This window comes from Rhodopila sp., from assembly GCF_965276935.1.
Classification (GTDB): Bacteria; Pseudomonadota; Alphaproteobacteria; order Acetobacterales; family Acetobacteraceae; genus Rhodopila.
Genome location: NZ_CBDIBS010000003.1, coordinates 1,624,557 through 1,639,170 on the forward strand (window position 1 = coordinate 1,624,557; position 14,614 = coordinate 1,639,170).

14 protein-coding genes, 1 tRNA gene and 1 riboswitch are annotated in these 14,614 nt (G+C 61.3%); of the genes, 4 read left to right on the forward strand and 11 right to left on the reverse strand.

Annotated features, from left to right (window positions below; all coding sequences use genetic code 11):
• The first annotated feature begins 95 nt into the window (after positions 1-95).
• From ACQY4S_RS15400 to ACQY4S_RS15410, 3 genes are all read left to right on the forward strand, one after another.
• Positions 96-434 (forward strand): P-II family nitrogen regulator, encoded by a 339-nt coding sequence (locus ACQY4S_RS15400; protein ID WP_428486066.1) that lies wholly within the window; start codon positions 96-98, stop codon positions 432-434.
• Positions 435-455: 21 nt separating this feature from the next.
• Entirely contained in the window at positions 456-1,862 is a 1,407-nt protein-coding gene (locus tag ACQY4S_RS15405; RefSeq protein WP_428486067.1) for an ammonium transporter, read from the forward strand.
• Between the two features lie 130 nt (positions 1,863-1,992).
• Positions 1,993-3,375, forward strand: coding sequence for an outer membrane beta-barrel protein (locus ACQY4S_RS15410; RefSeq protein ID WP_428486068.1), 1,383 nt, complete (start codon positions 1,993-1,995; stop codon positions 3,373-3,375).
• 118 nt (positions 3,376-3,493) lie between these two features.
• Here ACQY4S_RS15410 and ACQY4S_RS15415 read toward each other — a convergent pair whose 3' ends face one another.
• The 4 genes from ACQY4S_RS15415 to ACQY4S_RS15430 all read right to left on the reverse strand — a co-directional run bounded on the left by ACQY4S_RS15415 (position 3,494) and on the right by ACQY4S_RS15430 (position 7,375).
• The gene (locus ACQY4S_RS15415) at positions 3,494-4,255 is read right to left on the reverse strand and encodes an SDR family NAD(P)-dependent oxidoreductase (protein ID WP_428486069.1); all 762 of its coding nucleotides are present in this window, start codon (positions 4,253-4,255) and stop codon (positions 3,494-3,496) included.
• Positions 4,252-5,202: a 3-hydroxyacyl-CoA dehydrogenase family protein gene (locus tag ACQY4S_RS15420; protein ID WP_428486070.1), complete on the reverse strand. Its 951-nt coding sequence runs from the start codon at positions 5,200-5,202 to the stop codon at positions 4,252-4,254. The genes ACQY4S_RS15415 and ACQY4S_RS15420 overlap by 4 nt, the downstream gene beginning before the upstream one ends.
• Complete coding sequence (locus ACQY4S_RS15425) at positions 5,202-6,893, reverse strand: thiamine pyrophosphate-binding protein (protein ID WP_428486071.1); 1,692 nt, start codon at positions 6,891-6,893, stop codon at positions 5,202-5,204. The genes ACQY4S_RS15420 and ACQY4S_RS15425 overlap by 1 nt, the downstream gene beginning before the upstream one ends.
• Before the next feature lie 68 nt (positions 6,894-6,961).
• On the reverse strand, positions 6,962-7,375 hold the full coding sequence (locus ACQY4S_RS15430; RefSeq protein WP_428486072.1) for a hypothetical protein: 414 nt from the start codon (positions 7,373-7,375) through the stop codon (positions 6,962-6,964).
• Between the two features lie 347 nt (positions 7,376-7,722).
• Here ACQY4S_RS15430 and ACQY4S_RS15435 point away from each other — a divergent pair, with 347 nt between their 5' ends.
• Positions 7,723-8,019 (forward strand): ribbon-helix-helix domain-containing protein, encoded by a 297-nt coding sequence (locus ACQY4S_RS15435; RefSeq protein WP_428486073.1) that lies wholly within the window; start codon positions 7,723-7,725, stop codon positions 8,017-8,019.
• A 50-nt stretch (positions 8,020-8,069) separates the two neighbouring features.
• Here ACQY4S_RS15435 and ACQY4S_RS15440 read toward each other — a convergent pair whose 3' ends face one another.
• From ACQY4S_RS15440 to ACQY4S_RS15470, 7 genes are all read right to left on the reverse strand, one after another.
• The gene (locus ACQY4S_RS15440) at positions 8,070-8,897 is read right to left on the reverse strand and encodes a SirB1 family protein (protein WP_428486074.1); all 828 of its coding nucleotides are present in this window, start codon (positions 8,895-8,897) and stop codon (positions 8,070-8,072) included.
• An 18-nt stretch (positions 8,898-8,915) separates the two neighbouring features.
• Positions 8,916-10,748 carry a phosphomethylpyrimidine synthase ThiC gene (gene thiC, locus ACQY4S_RS15445; RefSeq protein ID WP_428486075.1) on the reverse strand — a complete coding sequence of 611 codons (1,833 nt, stop codon included), beginning with the start codon at positions 10,746-10,748 and terminating at the stop codon, positions 8,916-8,918.
• 99 nt (positions 10,749-10,847) lie between these two features.
• A riboswitch (TPP riboswitch) is annotated at positions 10,848-10,973 on the reverse strand.
• A gap of 30 nt (positions 10,974-11,003) precedes the next feature.
• Positions 11,004-11,077 (reverse strand) — tRNA-Gly (locus ACQY4S_RS15450).
• Between the two features lie 62 nt (positions 11,078-11,139).
• A complete protein-coding gene (locus ACQY4S_RS15455; protein WP_428486076.1) occupies positions 11,140-12,339 on the reverse strand; it encodes a hypothetical protein in 1,200 nt (399 codons plus the stop codon).
• Positions 12,340-12,625: 286 nt separating this feature from the next.
• Positions 12,626-13,057, reverse strand: a complete 432-nt coding sequence (locus ACQY4S_RS15460; protein WP_428486077.1) for a hypothetical protein — start codon at positions 13,055-13,057, stop codon at positions 12,626-12,628.
• Between the two features lie 56 nt (positions 13,058-13,113).
• A complete protein-coding gene (locus tag ACQY4S_RS15465) occupies positions 13,114-13,539 on the reverse strand; it encodes a hypothetical protein (RefSeq protein ID WP_428486078.1) in 426 nt (141 codons plus the stop codon).
• A 187-nt stretch (positions 13,540-13,726) separates the two neighbouring features.
• Complete coding sequence (locus ACQY4S_RS15470) at positions 13,727-14,608, reverse strand: alpha/beta fold hydrolase (RefSeq protein ID WP_428486079.1); 882 nt, start codon at positions 14,606-14,608, stop codon at positions 13,727-13,729.
• Positions 14,609-14,614 lie beyond the last annotated feature (6 nt).

Here is a 14,614-nt window from a genome sequence, read left to right on the forward strand (position 1 = left end):
TCGTGTGGATCATGGCGGCATGACGAAACGGCAAAGCAGGACCCAAGAATGCAGGTTTTCATCATCAATGCTGGTATGCCAGAGGGCAGGTCGACATGAAACTCATCATGGCCATCATAAAGCCCTTCAAGCTTGACGACGTGCGAGAGGCTTTGACTCCACTTGGGGTGCAAGGCCTGACTGTGTCCGAAGTGAAAGGATTTGGCCGGCAGAAAGGCCAGACCGAGATATATCGCGGGGCAGAATACCACGTCAGCTTCTTACCCAAGATAAAAATCGAGGTTGTGACACCCGACGACCTGGTTGATCAGGTTATCGAGGCGATTTCAAAGGCCGCTCATACCGGCAAGATCGGCGATGGCAAGATTTTCGTGCTCGACATTGAACGGGCGATGCGGATCCGCACCGGTGAAGTCGATACCGAAGCACTCTGAACAAGATAGGGAATAAAGACTATGACAAGATCCCGCCATGCCTGGGGACTGAGCGTGCTGTTGTTGGCTCTGATCCTCGCGCTTCCGGCCTTCGCCGATAATGCTGCTCCAGGCACGACTGCCGCCGCGACGGCCGCGGCGGCCGGGCCACCAAAGCTTGATTCTGGCGATACCGCCTGGATGCTGAGCAGCACCGCGCTGGTGCTGCTGATGACCATCCCCGGCCTGGCCCTTTTCTATGCCGGTATGGTGCGGAAAAAGAACGTGCTGGCGACGATGATGCAATCATTCACGATCTGCTGCATCGTTACCTTGGTTTGGGTTGTGGTCGGCTACAGCATCGCCTTCACGACTGGAAACGCCTATATGGGCGACTTTTCTCGTGTCATGTTGAACGGCATCGCCGAACACATTGCCAAGGGTAATGACACGCAAGCCTTTGTGTTGGCCTCCGGCGTCAAGGACGTCTCGGACATGACCACGACGATACCCGAGACTGTTTATATGATGTTCCAGATGACCTTCGCGATCATCACCCCAGCGCTGATCGCCGGAGCATTCGCTGACCGTATGAAGTTCTCAGCCTTGTGCATTTTCATGACGCTATGGTCGCTGCTGGTTTACTCGCCAATCGCGCACTGGGTCTGGGCTCCCTCCGGTTGGGCCAATCAAATGGGGGTTCTCGACTTCGCGGGGGGCACCGTCGTGCATATCAACGCTGGTATCGCCGGCCTGATGTGCGCTTTAGTGCTTGGCAAGCGGGTTGGCTACGGCAGCGACAACATGGCGCCGTACAACCTGTCTCTGGCAGTCATCGGCGCGTCGTTGCTATGGGTCGGCTGGTTTGGCTTTAATGCGGGTTCCGCGACGGCTGCCAACGGCCGAGCAGGCATGGCGATGACGGTGACGCAGATCGCCACCGCCGCGGCGGCACTTGGCTGGATGTTCGCCGAGTGGATCACCAAGGGCAAGCCTTCCGTATTGGGTGCGATATCCGGTGCCGTCGCCGGCCTCGTCGCCATCACCCCAGCTTCAGGTTTCGTGCTGCCCGGTGGGTCCATTGTCATCGGCATTGCCGCCGGTGTGATCTGCTTCTGGGCTGCCACGAGCCTGAAGCACATGCTGGGCTACGACGACAGTCTGGATGCGTTCGGCGTGCATGGAATTGGCGGTATTGTTGGTGCCTTGCTGACCGGTGTGTTCTCCTATGGCCCGCTGTCAGCCACGGATGCCAGCCCGGACGGCAGCCCCGGCGGCCTGGCGCAGTTGAAGCTGCAGGCGATTGGTGTTGTCTCTACGCTGGTCTATAGCGGTGTCATGACTCTGATACTTCTGATGGTCACCAAGGCCCTGGTTGGGCTGCGGGTTGACCAGGAGGAAGAACGCGAGGGTCTGGATATCGTGCTGCATGGCGAGCAGATTTTCTAGCTTGGTATCCTGGGGGCGCCGCTGCTGCGAGGCGCCCTTTTTATACGGCTTATATAAACCTTTGCCATTATTCCACTGACTATATATTTCGCTTTTGCTATACGGATACTACAGGAACGGAAACGGACACATGACCAAGAACTGGCTCCACCAGCGGGCGCTGCTTGTTGCTACCGCAACCATGGCAACAGCCTCGGTCTCAGCAGTGGCACAGACGTCGCCCGCTTCTCCAGCCGCTGGCCCGCCGGCAGCCACGCCCCCGGCTGCGACGACCGAAACCCAGAAACCCGCGGTCGCCCCTGCCGCCGACGCACCACCGCCTGGGTACTGGATCGACGGCATCCACCTGTCGGCGCAACTGGACGCGGGTGTCATTTTCAATCCGATGCGACCAAGTACCGGCCTGAACTTTGGTCAGTTGTTTACCGATCATGCCAATCAGGCGCAGCTCAACCAGCTTCTGTTGACCGCCAACAAGCCGCTGGACCCGAAAGATCCGAATTTCCAATGGGGCTTCAAGCTGCAGTTCCTGTATGGCTCGGATGCACGGTTCACTCAGTTCCTGGGCGAACTTAACCGTGTTAATCCAGGCGATCGGTACCAGTTGGACGTCGTCGAGGCAAACGTCCTTCTCCATCTGCCCTATCTGACAGAGGGCGGCATAGACCTGAAGGCGGGACAGTATTCAACCCCGCTCGGATACGAGACGATCGATCCGTCCACCAATCCGTTCTACTCGCATTCATACATCTTTCAGTTCGGCTTGCCGTTCAAGCACACCGGCGTGTTGACCACCACACACGTCAACAGCCTGCTGGACATCTATGCCGGCGTCGATACAGGCACCAATACAACTTTCGGACCGCTGGGCGACGAGAATGGCGCGCTCGGCGGTATTGGCGGCTTTGGGCTGAACTTCATGGGTGGCAACCTGACCATTCTGGCGCTCAGTCATTTCGGTCCCGAGCAGCCCACCCGGCTTCTTTCGCCTCTAGGCTTCAATGCCAACGGCGAGTGGCGCTCCTACAACGATGTGGTGGTAACGTACAAGGCCACCGACAAGCTGACCCTGGTGACTGAGCTGAACTGGGCGCGGGACGCCTATGGCTTTCAAAACAAGCCAGTGAATGCGTACGGGGTGGCACAATATGGATCGTATACCTTGACCGATACTCTCACGCTGAACGGGCGGGTCGAGGCCTGGCGCGACGACAACAACTTTTTCGTAACGTCATTCTCCGGCAACAACGATCCGGTGCGGTTCCAGCAAGGGCTGCCGACCGTCTCCAACGCCTATTCGGCACCAGGCGGCAGCACGACCTATGGAGCACTGACCCTCGGCGTGAGCTACAAGCCAGCGCTACCCGCGGTCACCAGCCTGCTGCTCCGGCCGGAAGTCCGGTGGGATCATTCATTTACCGACAACAACCCGTTCAACCAAAACCCGCCGGCACGCACCAAGAGCACATCAAACAGCTTCACCTTTGGAGGCGATGCCGTCATCACCTTCTAACCCGGACGAACCAGTGGCATCGCCCTGTTGGTGTCGAAAAAGGATATGCCGCGACCGGTTATCAGCGGCCATAAGCTGCCTTCTGACGTCCGCCCTCCGATGTCGATGCCGCTGCGGTCTACAATGTCAGACCGCCATCCACGGTGATTGTCTGCCCGGTTACCATTGCCGCGCCGAAGCCCAGGAACAGGATGACCTCGGCCAAATCCTCCGGCTGGCAGCGCCGCTTCAGCAGAGCACGCTCGATCGACTGCTGTCTTTCCTCATTCGTCCATTCCACCATCCAGGAACTGTCCACGGCGCCGGGGGCGATGGCGTTCACCCGCACATCCGGTGCCAGCGCACGCGCCAGGTTCTGCGTCAGGCTGACAACGCCGGCCTTGGTCGCGCCGTAGGCCAGGCTGCTGCCGGCACGTCCAAGGCCAGCGATCGAGGCGGTATTGACGATCGCGCCACCCGCCTGCTTCAGCGCGGGCGCCGCCGCTTTCGCACAGCGAAACACGCCCAGCAGATTGACCTCCAGCAGCGTCGTCCAAAGTTCCTCGGTGATCAGGCCCAGATCCGGCGGCGCGATCCGATGCCGCGTGCCCGGCGTGCCGGCATTGTTGACCAGAAGATCGAGCCGGCCGAGGTCGGCGGCCGCCGTCTCCACCATCCGCACCGACTCTGTCGCATCGCCGACGCTGCCGGGTGCCATGATTGCCTTACCCCCGGCGGCGATCAGCTTGTCTACCGCTTCCGGTCCGCGCGGATCGTCGGCCAGAAAATTCACCGCGACGGTTGCACCGAAGCCCGCCAGCATATGAGCGGTGGCAAAACCGATGCCGGACGCACCGCCGGTCACCAATGCGGTCTTCCCGGTCAGATCATAACGGATCATGTGCCCTCCATCGGGCCGATCGCCCGCAATGCCTGTTTCAGTTTCAGCAATTTCCGGTCACGTTCGCGGAACAGCTCTTCGGGTGTGCGATCACCCCAGTCGAAGAAGCCTTTGCCGACCATGACGCCGGAGCGGCCCTGATCCATCAGATGATCCAACGCCTCCGACCGCCCGGTGACCGGCGGGGGTGTATAGCTGCGGTTGGCCAGACCCTGCTGCATCAGCGCCAGCCCGGTAAAATCAGCCTTGGCGATGATGCCCAGGATCGGCATGCGCAGCGCGAGGCCGTGGATGACCGAATCATCGATATCCTTCGCCGTCACGACGCCCTCGTCCAATAATCGGAACACCTCCAGCCCGATCGCCGCCTGAATGCGGTTGGCGACATAGCCCTGCACCATCTTCTTGAACACGACCGGCACCTTGCCCATTGCCGCGACTGTGCCGCGGATCGTCTCCACGATGGCCGGGTCGGTCCGTGGGCCTGGACAGAGATCGACCAGATCGCACAGATAGGGCGGCGTATACCAATGCGCGACCATCGTGTTCTTCTGCCTGGCCTCCGGCACTAGTGGGAAAATATCCAGGTTGCTGGTGTTGCTGGCCAGGATCGCGTCGGGCCCCATCAAGCGATCGAGCTGTTCATACAAGGTATGCTTGGCGTCCTGCCGCTCGATGATCGCCTCGACGACGATGGCGGCGCCCGCGACGGTCTCCGCCAGCGTGTCACAGCAGCGGACGAACTGGCCGATGCCGTTTTCTTTCCAGGCGGCATCGACCTCCCCGGCTTCCGCTAATGTTTCCACCGCGGTCTGCATCAGCGCCGGCGCGCGCCGCAGAGTTTCGGGATTGCTGTCGGTCAGCCGCACCATGTGGCCGCCTAGCGCGAAGACCAGAGCCAGCGCGTGCCCCATGGTGCCCGCGCCGATAACCGCGACGTCTGTCATTACAGGCCCTCCGGCAGCCAGGGTTCCGGTGCTCGGCAATCGATGTCCGTGGCGACATCGACCACCACGGTTTCATCCGAAGCCAGCGCGTCGCGCAAGGCCGGCCCAATCTGGGCAGGGTCCTCCACGCGGATGCCGCGCAGGCCGAACACGCGCGCCACCTCCGCAAAATTGGTCGGTCCGAAGCGGACAAGTTCTGACACATCGCCTGGCTTGTTGCCCTGCTGGCGCTGGATGTTCGGCCAACCCTGGCCGAAGCCGGAGTTGTTGTTGATCACCAGCACCACCGCGATACCCCGGCGGCGGGCAGTCTCCAGCTCGGTCAAATGGTAGTAGATCGCCCCGTCACCCGACCAGCAGATCACCTTCCGATGTGGCGCCGCGCATTTGGCACCCAGCGCCGCCGGAAACGCCCAACCGAGGGAACCGGCGGCACGCAGATAGGTCTGTCCCTCGCCATTCAGTTCGATCAGCGTGCTGCTCCAGATGCCGGAGTAGCCGGTGTCAGCGACCAGAATCCCGTCCGAAGGCAGCGCCCTGGTGATCTCATCGCACAGCCGGTCTGGCCAGATTGGTATCGCGCTGCTCGCCAGTGCCGCCACTCGGCTTTCCCGCCAGGCCGAGACGATGCCGGCAGCCCGCTCCGCGAATCCGGTCTCTCGCGCTGGCTTGCCGAGGGCAGTGATCAGCGCGGACATTGTGGCTTTCGGATCACCCATCAGACCCAGGGTGTTCGGATAGGAGCGACCAAGCTCGGTAGGGTCGATGTCGATCTGCACGCAGGGCGTATTGATCGCCGGAATGCGCCAGGTATGAGTAACCTGATCGCCTGTCTCGCAGCCGATGAAGACCACCAGGTCCGCCTCGTGCACGATCTGGTTCGTTGGTGGCGCCGCATAGTTGCCTGCGCAGCCAATCGACAGGCGGTGACGGGTCGGGACCAGACCGCGGCCACCCAGGGATGTCGCGATCGGCGCGGCCAGCAGTTCACCCAGCGCAAGTAGTTCCCTTGCGGCACCCGACGCCGCGGCGCCTTCGCCAGCCATCAGAACCACCCGCTTCGCCTGCAGGATGCGGGCAGCCGCGCGTTCGATATCGGCATGCGAAGCCGTCGGGCGATGCGGCGGCATTGTCAGTTGGAAGGCCGGATCAGGGCCGGGGTCTTCCGCCACTTGCCCGGTCTCGATCACTTCGGCCTGCAAGCCGTTCAGGTCCAGGTGCGCCGGGCGCGGAGTCCCGGTCATCGCCTCGCGCCAGGCCTGGCGCATCAGCCGCGGCAGGTCTGCCGCCTGATCGACACGGGCGGAAAACTTCGTCACCGCCGAGAACAGCGGCAGGTGGGGGATTTCCTGGTAGGCGTTGCGTTGCTGCATGGCCGGCTGTTTATGACCAGTCATCGCAATCACCGGCACCCGGCCCAGATAAGCATCCTGCAGACCCGACGCGAGATTGGCGGCGCCGACCGACTGGGCGAAGCAGACACCTGGCCGGCCAGCGATCCTGGCATAGCCGTCGGCCATATAGGCAACGCCCTTCTCGCTATGGCCGAGCACTCGGTTGACGCCGAGGGTGCCCAGTTCGATCAGCGTCCGGCGCAGAACCGCATCGATAAAGAAGACATGCGTCGTGCCGTTGGCCGCGAGGCTGCGTGCCAGAAATTCGGCGCCTGTCACCGACTGCGTTTGCGTCATGGAAGTCCCCCCTTCTGTCGGCGGAGGACACTAGACCAACATCGCTCGGCTTCATATCAGCCGCGGCTTCAGGCGGCCGGCTTGGCCCGCACCAGTTCATAGCGCAGTTGCGCGGCATGCAGGGTCTTGGCATGGGTGATGAAATCCTTGCCGTGCTGCATCCGCTGCTTTATTCGCACGCCCTTGCCGCGGCTCAGGGCCAGGCTTTGCTGTGCGAACATGTGCTGCATCGTTACATCAGACGCCAGAAGCCATTCCTGCTCGGTCCGCGGCTTCAGTGATGTCATGAAATGAAGTGCGTCGATCCAGCGCTGTACTTGATGCACGAAGGTCTCCTCGGGCAACACATATATGTAACGGCACATCGTGGTGAAGAGGCGTTCAAGAAACGGATTGTCTTGTGGTCCCGTCGGGGCTGGCAATTGATTGGGTGGCTCATTGGGCGGCCCATTGGGCGGCTGAGTGTGACCGGATACGGTCATGCTAGGCGTCGCTCCGTCAACATTAGAACATATGTAGAACATAATCAGCTCCCATGTCAAGATGCCTTTGCCAACTCCCTGTGCGCGTGGGCGGCAGGGTGGCACCGCAAGAAGGCGTAGCCGGCCTCCGTCGGCCATGACACCGGGCCTGACCAACCCACGACGATGCCTGATTCAACGCAGGTGGAGCTTGCGCCCGCCATGACCTTCGGAATGTGCCGTGCCATGGCAAATGATGCATGTTTTGATCGGTAGGTGCTTGCTACCCCTATGGCAGGTTGCGCCATGCCAACAACGCTGCCGCAGGTCCGCGAAGTCGTGACCCGGATCGCCATGAGCGACAACACATGTTGAATTCAGCCGTTCAACCCACAGCATGGAGCACGCGCCTGAGCGGCCTTATCAAACGTAGTTTCTCGCTTGCCGGTCATCGCACCAGCGTCGCGTTAGAGGACGAATTCTGGACAGTTCTTGGCCAGATGGCGCAGGCTCGTGGTCAAAGCCTATCCACCCTTGTCGCGGCGGCTGACGTAGGTCGCGGGCCGGATCGGCCATTGGCGTCCGCTCTTCGGGTCATGGCGCTGCTGGAATGCGCGTCCAAGATCCCGGTTCCCGAGCCCAGGCCTGATTCAAACCCACCGTGAGACTGACATCTTGCGGTATTCTGCGGTTCAGGAACCTGACAAGGTCGGCTTCAGTTCAGCATTGACTTCAGGATATCCAACTGCACCCTGACCGCATCCGCTGCGGCCCCCTCTGGTACCAGGGAGATGAACCGCTCATAGCACATTCGGGCCGCGGCAACTCGGTCCAGCTTCTGATTAAGCACACCCGACTGCCGCCACAGTTCGGCCTGATCGGGGGCGATGCGCAGCATGTCCTCGGTGCAGCGCAGGCCGGCGTCCATGTCCCCCGTCTGCAACCGCCGCGTCATGATGTTGTTCTGCAACCGAAGCAGCACGCGTCGCGTGCTCATGGGCTGCAGCAGACCAGGGCGCAACTCGGCGTTCTTGCCTTCCACGCGCTTCAGCAACTCGCGCAGGTCGCGGGCTGTCATCAGTTGCCCGCGATTGAAGACGTCAAGCACCACCTGCGTTTTATGTCCCTCCAGCGCGATCAGGAAATGCGCGGGGAAATCGACCCCGTGGCTGCCCCATCCGGCCGCTCGGGCGGAATGCATCCAGATAACCCCCAAGGCAACCGGCAGGCCGCGCCGCCGCTCGATCACCCTGATCAGGTTCGCGTTCGCCAGGTCGTCATAGGATTCCGTGTCGCCCACGTATCCATGGTGATCAGCCAGAAAATCCGACAGCGCCTTTGCCCGAGCCTGCAGAGCCTGTCCCTCCATCGACGCCGCTAGGGCTACCGCCCCTTGCGCCAGATCCGTCAGATGCCGCCGAGCGGCATGCCAATCGCTGTTGGGAGCATCCACCCGGGCGAGTTGAAGCGCGGCGTTACCGATGTCAATCTCGGTATCCGGCAATTGGCCGATCGCTTCAAGAGCGGCCCGGGGATCAGTCATCGCGGCGCGAGAATGCGGCTACTCCGCCGCCTGACGCGGCAGATAAATCTCCTTGCCCGCGTCCGCGAACTCGGCGCTTTTTGCTTCCAGACCGGCCATCCGCTCCGCCTCCACCCGCAGGTCCTGGGTGATCTGCATGGAGCAGAACTTCGGCCCGCACATCGAGCAGAAATGCGCCACCTTGTGGGCTTCCTTTGGCAAGGTCTCGTCATGGAACGATCGCGCCGTGTCCGGGTCGAGAGACAGGTTGAACTGATCCTCCCAGCGAAATTCGAACCTTGCTCGGCTGACCGCATCATCACGCAGCTTGGCCGCCGGGTGCCCCTTCGCCAGATCCGCGGCGTGCGCGGCGATGCGGTAGGTGATCACGCCGGTCTTCACGTCGTCACGGTTCGGCAGGCCCAGATGCTCCTTCGGCGTGACGTAGCACAACATGGCAGTGCCGTACCAGCCGATCATCGCGGCGCCGATCGCGCTGGTGATGTGATCGTAGCCAGGCGCGATATCCGTGGTCAGCGGCCCAAGGGTGTAGAACGGCGCCTCGCCGCATTCGCGCAACTGCTTGTCCATGTTGATCTTGATCTTGTGCATTGGTACATGGCCGGGCCCCTCGATCATCACCTGGCAGCCCTTGTTCCAGGCAACCTTCGTCAGTTCGCCCAAGGTTTCAAGTTCACCAAATTGCGCCGCGTCGTTGGCGTCGGCATTCGATCCCGGACGCAGACCATCACCCAGGGAGAACGACACGTCGTATTTCCGCATGATGTCGCAGATCTCGTCAAAGCGTTCGTACAGAAAGCTTTCCTTGTGCCTCGACAAGCACCATTTGGCCATGATGGAACCGCCGCGTGACACGATCCCTGTGACGCGCCTGGCTGTCAGCGGGACATATTTTAACCGCACGCCGGCATGAATGGTGAAGTAGTCGACCCCCTGCTCCGCCTGCTCGATCAGCGTGTCCTTGAACACCTCCCAGTCCAATTTGGTCGGGTCGCCGTCCACTTTCTCCAGCGCCTGGTAGATCGGCACTGTGCCGATCGGCACCGGAGAGTTACGAATGATCCAGCCGCGAATATTGTGGATGTTCCGACCGGTGGACAGGTCCATCACGGTGTCGGACCCCCAGCGGATCGCCCAGACCAGCTTCTCCACCTCTTCCGCCGCACCCGATGTCACCGCCGAGTTGCCGATATTCGCGTTGATCTTCACCAGGAAGTTGCGGCCAATGATCACCGGTTCCAGTTCCGGGTGATTGATGTTCGCCGGGATGATGGCGCGGCCGCGGGCGATCTCGTCGCGGACGAATTCCGGAGTAATGAAGGCGGGGATGTCCGCGCCAAAGCTTTCACCGTCGGCGACGCGTTCTTCCGCACCTGGGATCATCTTCGCGCGACCCATGTTCTCGCGGTGCGCGACGTAGATCATCTCCTCGGTGATGACGCCGGCGCGGGCAAATTCATATTGCGTGACAGACTGTCCAGGCCTGCCGGCCAGGACAGGGTGGTCGGCGGGGCATTCCGGAACCAGCTTGTCGCCGGTGATGAAGCCATTGTCCTCGGGCTTCACGGCACGCGCGGCGATACGGTCGAAGCCACGCTTGGCCAGCCACTCGCGACGCACCGGCGGCAGGCCGGCTTCCAGATTCACCGTAATCGACGGATCAGTGTAGATGCCGGAGCAGTCGTAGGCGCGATAGGGCTCTTCCTTGGCGCTGGGATCGAGCACGATTTCGCGGAATGGCACCAGGATATCGGTCCGGTCGGCGGGGGCGCTGTAGATCTTGCGCGACCCGGCGATCGCGCCGGTGGTCACCGAGCTCGGGCGGGCGGCGGACTTTGACTGGACCGTCATGGACCTCTCCTTCAACTTCGCGCGAAACACGCGGAAGAAACTTCACGCGGGAAGCGCATGAATTGCATCGTCGGCGGGTCGCGGACGACGGAACAAGGTCACTTCGCATAGACCTGTCCCTCCGCCGGCATGACCCGGTTCAGGTTCAAGGGTCATCGCACCACCGGTTGATCCGGTTTCAGACGATATCTCAGCCCCTCTGGTGGGGCTCCCCTCAGTATCTGGAAGATGCGGCGGACTGCGTGTGCTGTCAAATGGAGCGGGTGACGGGAATCGAACCCGCACAGCCAGCTTGGAAGGCTGGGACTCTACCATTGAGCTACACCCGCCGCGTCTTGAACCTAACGAGGCGTTGAGGGATGTGCAATCGTGAACAGGCTGCCGGCTTTGATCAGCGGCCTGACATCCGTGGCCCAACAGGCCGACAATGCGAAAATCCTTGGACATCTCGCACAAGTGCCGTTTCGACCGAGCGAGCCAGAGCGGCATCACCGGCGGCGTTCGGATGGCCGTTGATCTCGAAGAACAGATCAGCCGGATCTCGCAACGTGCTGGTCACGTTGGTCATGTCGATGAAGTCGGCATGCTGCGCCCGCACGATGCCGGACAAGGCTCGACCGAGCGCGAAAGGATGCGTCTGGTGCCGGTCCACGCCGGCGGCGCTCAGCGCGGCCTGTGTGCGCAGCGGCATCAGCACGACGATAAGCGGCACACCCGCTGCATTGGCCTGCGAGGCAATCCGGCTGATGGTCTGGTCAGCTACCTTCAACCGCAGCGCCCACTTCGCCGTGAATGGTTGCCGGAGGTAGTCGCTGCTATCGCCTTGCTGCAGATCATGCAGCACATAGCGATCGGTATCCTGGTAGGCGATGTGCCGAGCAACCAGGATGACCCGGCTGTCATTGTTGATGAAGTTCTTGATGGTCTTGAACAGACCGACGAGCCCCCGCGGGCCCGGAGTGACAGGCGCCGTGGCGGCGGAGGCGCCGGTGCTTTCAGGCATCACCTCGTAGCTTTCCAGATCGAATGGCGCCATGACCAGCACCAGTGCGTTTGGCCGCAGGGCAAGAGCTTCGGGCACCCGATCGGCAATGTGATGCCAGATCGGAATTCGGCCGTTTCCGGTCACCAGGATGCTGTTGGCTTGCGAAACGTTCTGCAGGTCCACCGGCTGCTGGCAGGCAACTGTCAGATCATGCTCGACCCGGCCGGCGAAACTCTGGTTGTAAGGAAGCCAGTAGCCTCGGCTGATCGAGGTTCCCAGAACGGCAACGCGCAAGGCGTCCGGCGCCTTGGTCCGGCATGAATGGGCCGAACGGTAGCCACAGTCATTATAGTCTGATTCGACCCAGGTGCTTTCAAACATCTTTGTAACGGAATGACATCCCGGTTTGAAACGGCCGCCTGTCGGCTCGTTTATCTGGCACCGATCAAGCTGTTGTTCAGGATACCAGAGACGCGCCAGCGCCTCGCTGGTAAAGCCGATGCAGAGCAAGGTCAGCAGGAAAATCGCTGGAAGCAGAACGAAATCACGGTGTGGCAGCTTGCCGAAAAAGCCGCCGGCTGTTCTGGATCTTCTGTTCCAGATCATGGATGTAAAGCTTTCTGTTCATGATGAATACATCTGACGATGGACCAGACACTCATAGGTTCAGGCTGGCTAACGCGCGGACCTAGATGCCCATGATCTGGACCCTGATCAATGCCTATCAGTAAAAGCGGTCGCGGATCAACTCGGCGCGACAACCATCCTCAACTTCAGACCATGATGGTCCGGATTTGCATCGATCGCCGGTGTCCATTCATGTTGTTTGAGCACGTGATTCACGCCCTTCGACGGATCAGCCTTCAGCGCGCACGCTCTAGTCGTTCCGGGACTACTGCAAATAACCCCATCGTTCGACCGCTGGCTCGGCGGCTGCCCATGTCCAGGTGTCGGCGGATTTGCAGACATCCGTGGTGAACCAGTTGAGCTTTGCAGCCTTCCTGGAGCCCTCGGCAACAGAAAACGCTACTTCCTTGCATTCCGCCAGCGGCGAATCGATCAGGCGGGTCACCCGAAGCTGACCGTGCTCATCGCCAAGCGGAATAGTGTGCTCAATCTTCCAGTCCGCTGTACCACCGACCGGCAGATCTCCGGCGACCCGCGCGATGGCATCCTGTTCGGCCCCTTGGCGGCTGCGGCCATAGTATTGCACGGCAGCGGTGGCTGCGGCGGCAGTGGCCACGCCCACGGCAAAGCCGATGGCGGGGTTAGCTGTCGCACCTCCGGTCGCACCGCCCACAACCACGGCGGCGATCTCCGGCACCGAGCTGCATCCGGTCAACAGCACCATCATTGCCAATGTGGCGGCCCGCACGCCAGTCACTGCAGCGAACCCCAACGGGCGGTCGCCGGTTCGGCGGAAGCCCACTTCCAGACGTCGCCGTCCCGGCACACCGTGGCAATATAAAACGCCCGCTGCGGGATCTTCTTTTTGATCGTGTCCACCGAAAACACGATCTCCTTGCAAGAGAAATCCGCCGAACCCACAAGCCGGGTAACGACAAGATCGCCGTGCTCGTCGTCCTCGATCGGGATGGTATGCGATACGCTCCAGTGCCCGATTACGCCTTGGTCGAGCGGGCCGGCTGCCTCGGCGATGCGATCCTGTTCGGCTCGATGCACGTTCCGCTCGACGTATTGCAGGCCGGCACTGGCACCCGCGGCGATGCCGAGGCCGATGCCGGCCGCAGCCGCAGGGCTTCTGGAAACAGCGCTGGCAACACCGGCACCGGTGATGCCGGCCACGTCGGCTGTGGATGCTGTCAGAACCGGGCCGCAACCGGCTGGAGCACCCACGCAGAGCAGCAGGATCATGAGCGGACGGAAGCGAAGCAACATTACGAGATGTGATAATGGTGACGTCGACGCCGGGTCCAATCACAGGATCGTTGACTGACAGCCCGCAAACTAACAGATATTTACTTTATCAAAATCATTTAATGCCCGTTATAGATGCCACCGTTGCACGCGGATCCCGCTCCGGCCATCGCCCCGCATCAACCTGCACGATGAAGTCACCCACAAGACGGTTGAACTGATCGGGATCCTCAAGATTGATGGTGTGTCCGCAGTTTGGCATCACTGACAGCGCGGCGCTGGGGATCGTCTGCTTCATCAGCAAAGCAGGCTGCAGGCATGGCCAATCTTCGTCTCCAGTCAGGATCAGGGTCGGCACGGTCAATGCCTTCATGGGTTCGACCAGATCATACAGTGAAGGCCGCTCGCCCTGCACGCCAAGCTGCGTGTTGCGGGCACCGACGGCGGCATGTTCCGACAATTGACGCTTGAATTCCTCAAAGCCGCGCAGATCCTTGTTCTCGAACTGCACGCGGGTCGGGCCATAGGCGTACTTGGCGGCGAATGCCTCGATGCCGTGAGCGTCGAGAAAAGCCGCGACGGTTGCGACCTCGTTACGGAACTTGTCTTGCTGGCCCTTCTCGGCACCGTAGCCACATCCAGCAACGCACAACGACAACGCGCGCTGTGGATGGCGGAAGCCGAAGTGCAAGGTGGCAAACCCGCCCATCGACAGGCCGACGACATGGGCCTTTTCAATCCGCAGGCAACTCAGCACTGCCGCGATGTCGTCCGCAGCACGCGCCTGATAATATTTCGCCACATCCTCCGGCACATCCGATGGCGAGTAACCACGCGCCGCATAGGTGATGGCGCGGTAGCGCTGGCCGAAATGCCGCATCTGCGTTTCCCAGGAGCGATGATCGCCAGCGAATTCGTGCACGAAGATCACCGGAGTGCCGCTGCCGCATTCCTCATAATGTAAACGAACTCCGTCATCGGTTGTCGCGTAAGGCATTGCGCG

Coding starts and splice junctions, on each gene's coding strand:
- ACQY4S_RS15400 (WP_428486066.1), top strand. CDS start 96: ATGAAACTCATCATGGCCATCATAAAGCCCTTCAAGCTTGACGACGTG.
- ACQY4S_RS15405 (WP_428486067.1), top strand. CDS start 456: ATGACAAGATCCCGCCATGCCTGGGGACTGAGCGTGCTGTTGTTGGCT.
- ACQY4S_RS15410 (WP_428486068.1), top strand. CDS start 1,993: ATGACCAAGAACTGGCTCCACCAGCGGGCGCTGCTTGTTGCTACCGCA.
- ACQY4S_RS15415 (WP_428486069.1), bottom strand. CDS start 4,255: ATGATCCGTTATGATCTGACCGGGAAGACCGCATTGGTGACCGGCGGT.
- ACQY4S_RS15420 (WP_428486070.1), bottom strand. CDS start 5,202: ATGACAGACGTCGCGGTTATCGGCGCGGGCACCATGGGGCACGCGCTG.
- ACQY4S_RS15425 (WP_428486071.1), bottom strand. CDS start 6,893: ATGACGCAAACGCAGTCGGTGACAGGCGCCGAATTTCTGGCACGCAGC.
- ACQY4S_RS15430 (WP_428486072.1), bottom strand. CDS start 7,375: ATGACCGTATCCGGTCACACTCAGCCGCCCAATGGGCCGCCCAATGAG.
- ACQY4S_RS15435 (WP_428486073.1), top strand. CDS start 7,723: ATGTTGAATTCAGCCGTTCAACCCACAGCATGGAGCACGCGCCTGAGC.
- ACQY4S_RS15440 (WP_428486074.1), bottom strand. CDS start 8,897: ATGACTGATCCCCGGGCCGCTCTTGAAGCGATCGGCCAATTGCCGGAT.
- thiC (WP_428486075.1), bottom strand. CDS start 10,748: ATGACGGTCCAGTCAAAGTCCGCCGCCCGCCCGAGCTCGGTGACCACC.
- ACQY4S_RS15455 (WP_428486076.1), bottom strand. CDS start 12,339: ATGATCTGGAACAGAAGATCCAGAACAGCCGGCGGCTTTTTCGGCAAG.
- ACQY4S_RS15470 (WP_428486079.1), bottom strand. CDS start 14,608: ATGCCTTACGCGACAACCGATGACGGAGTTCGTTTACATTATGAGGAA.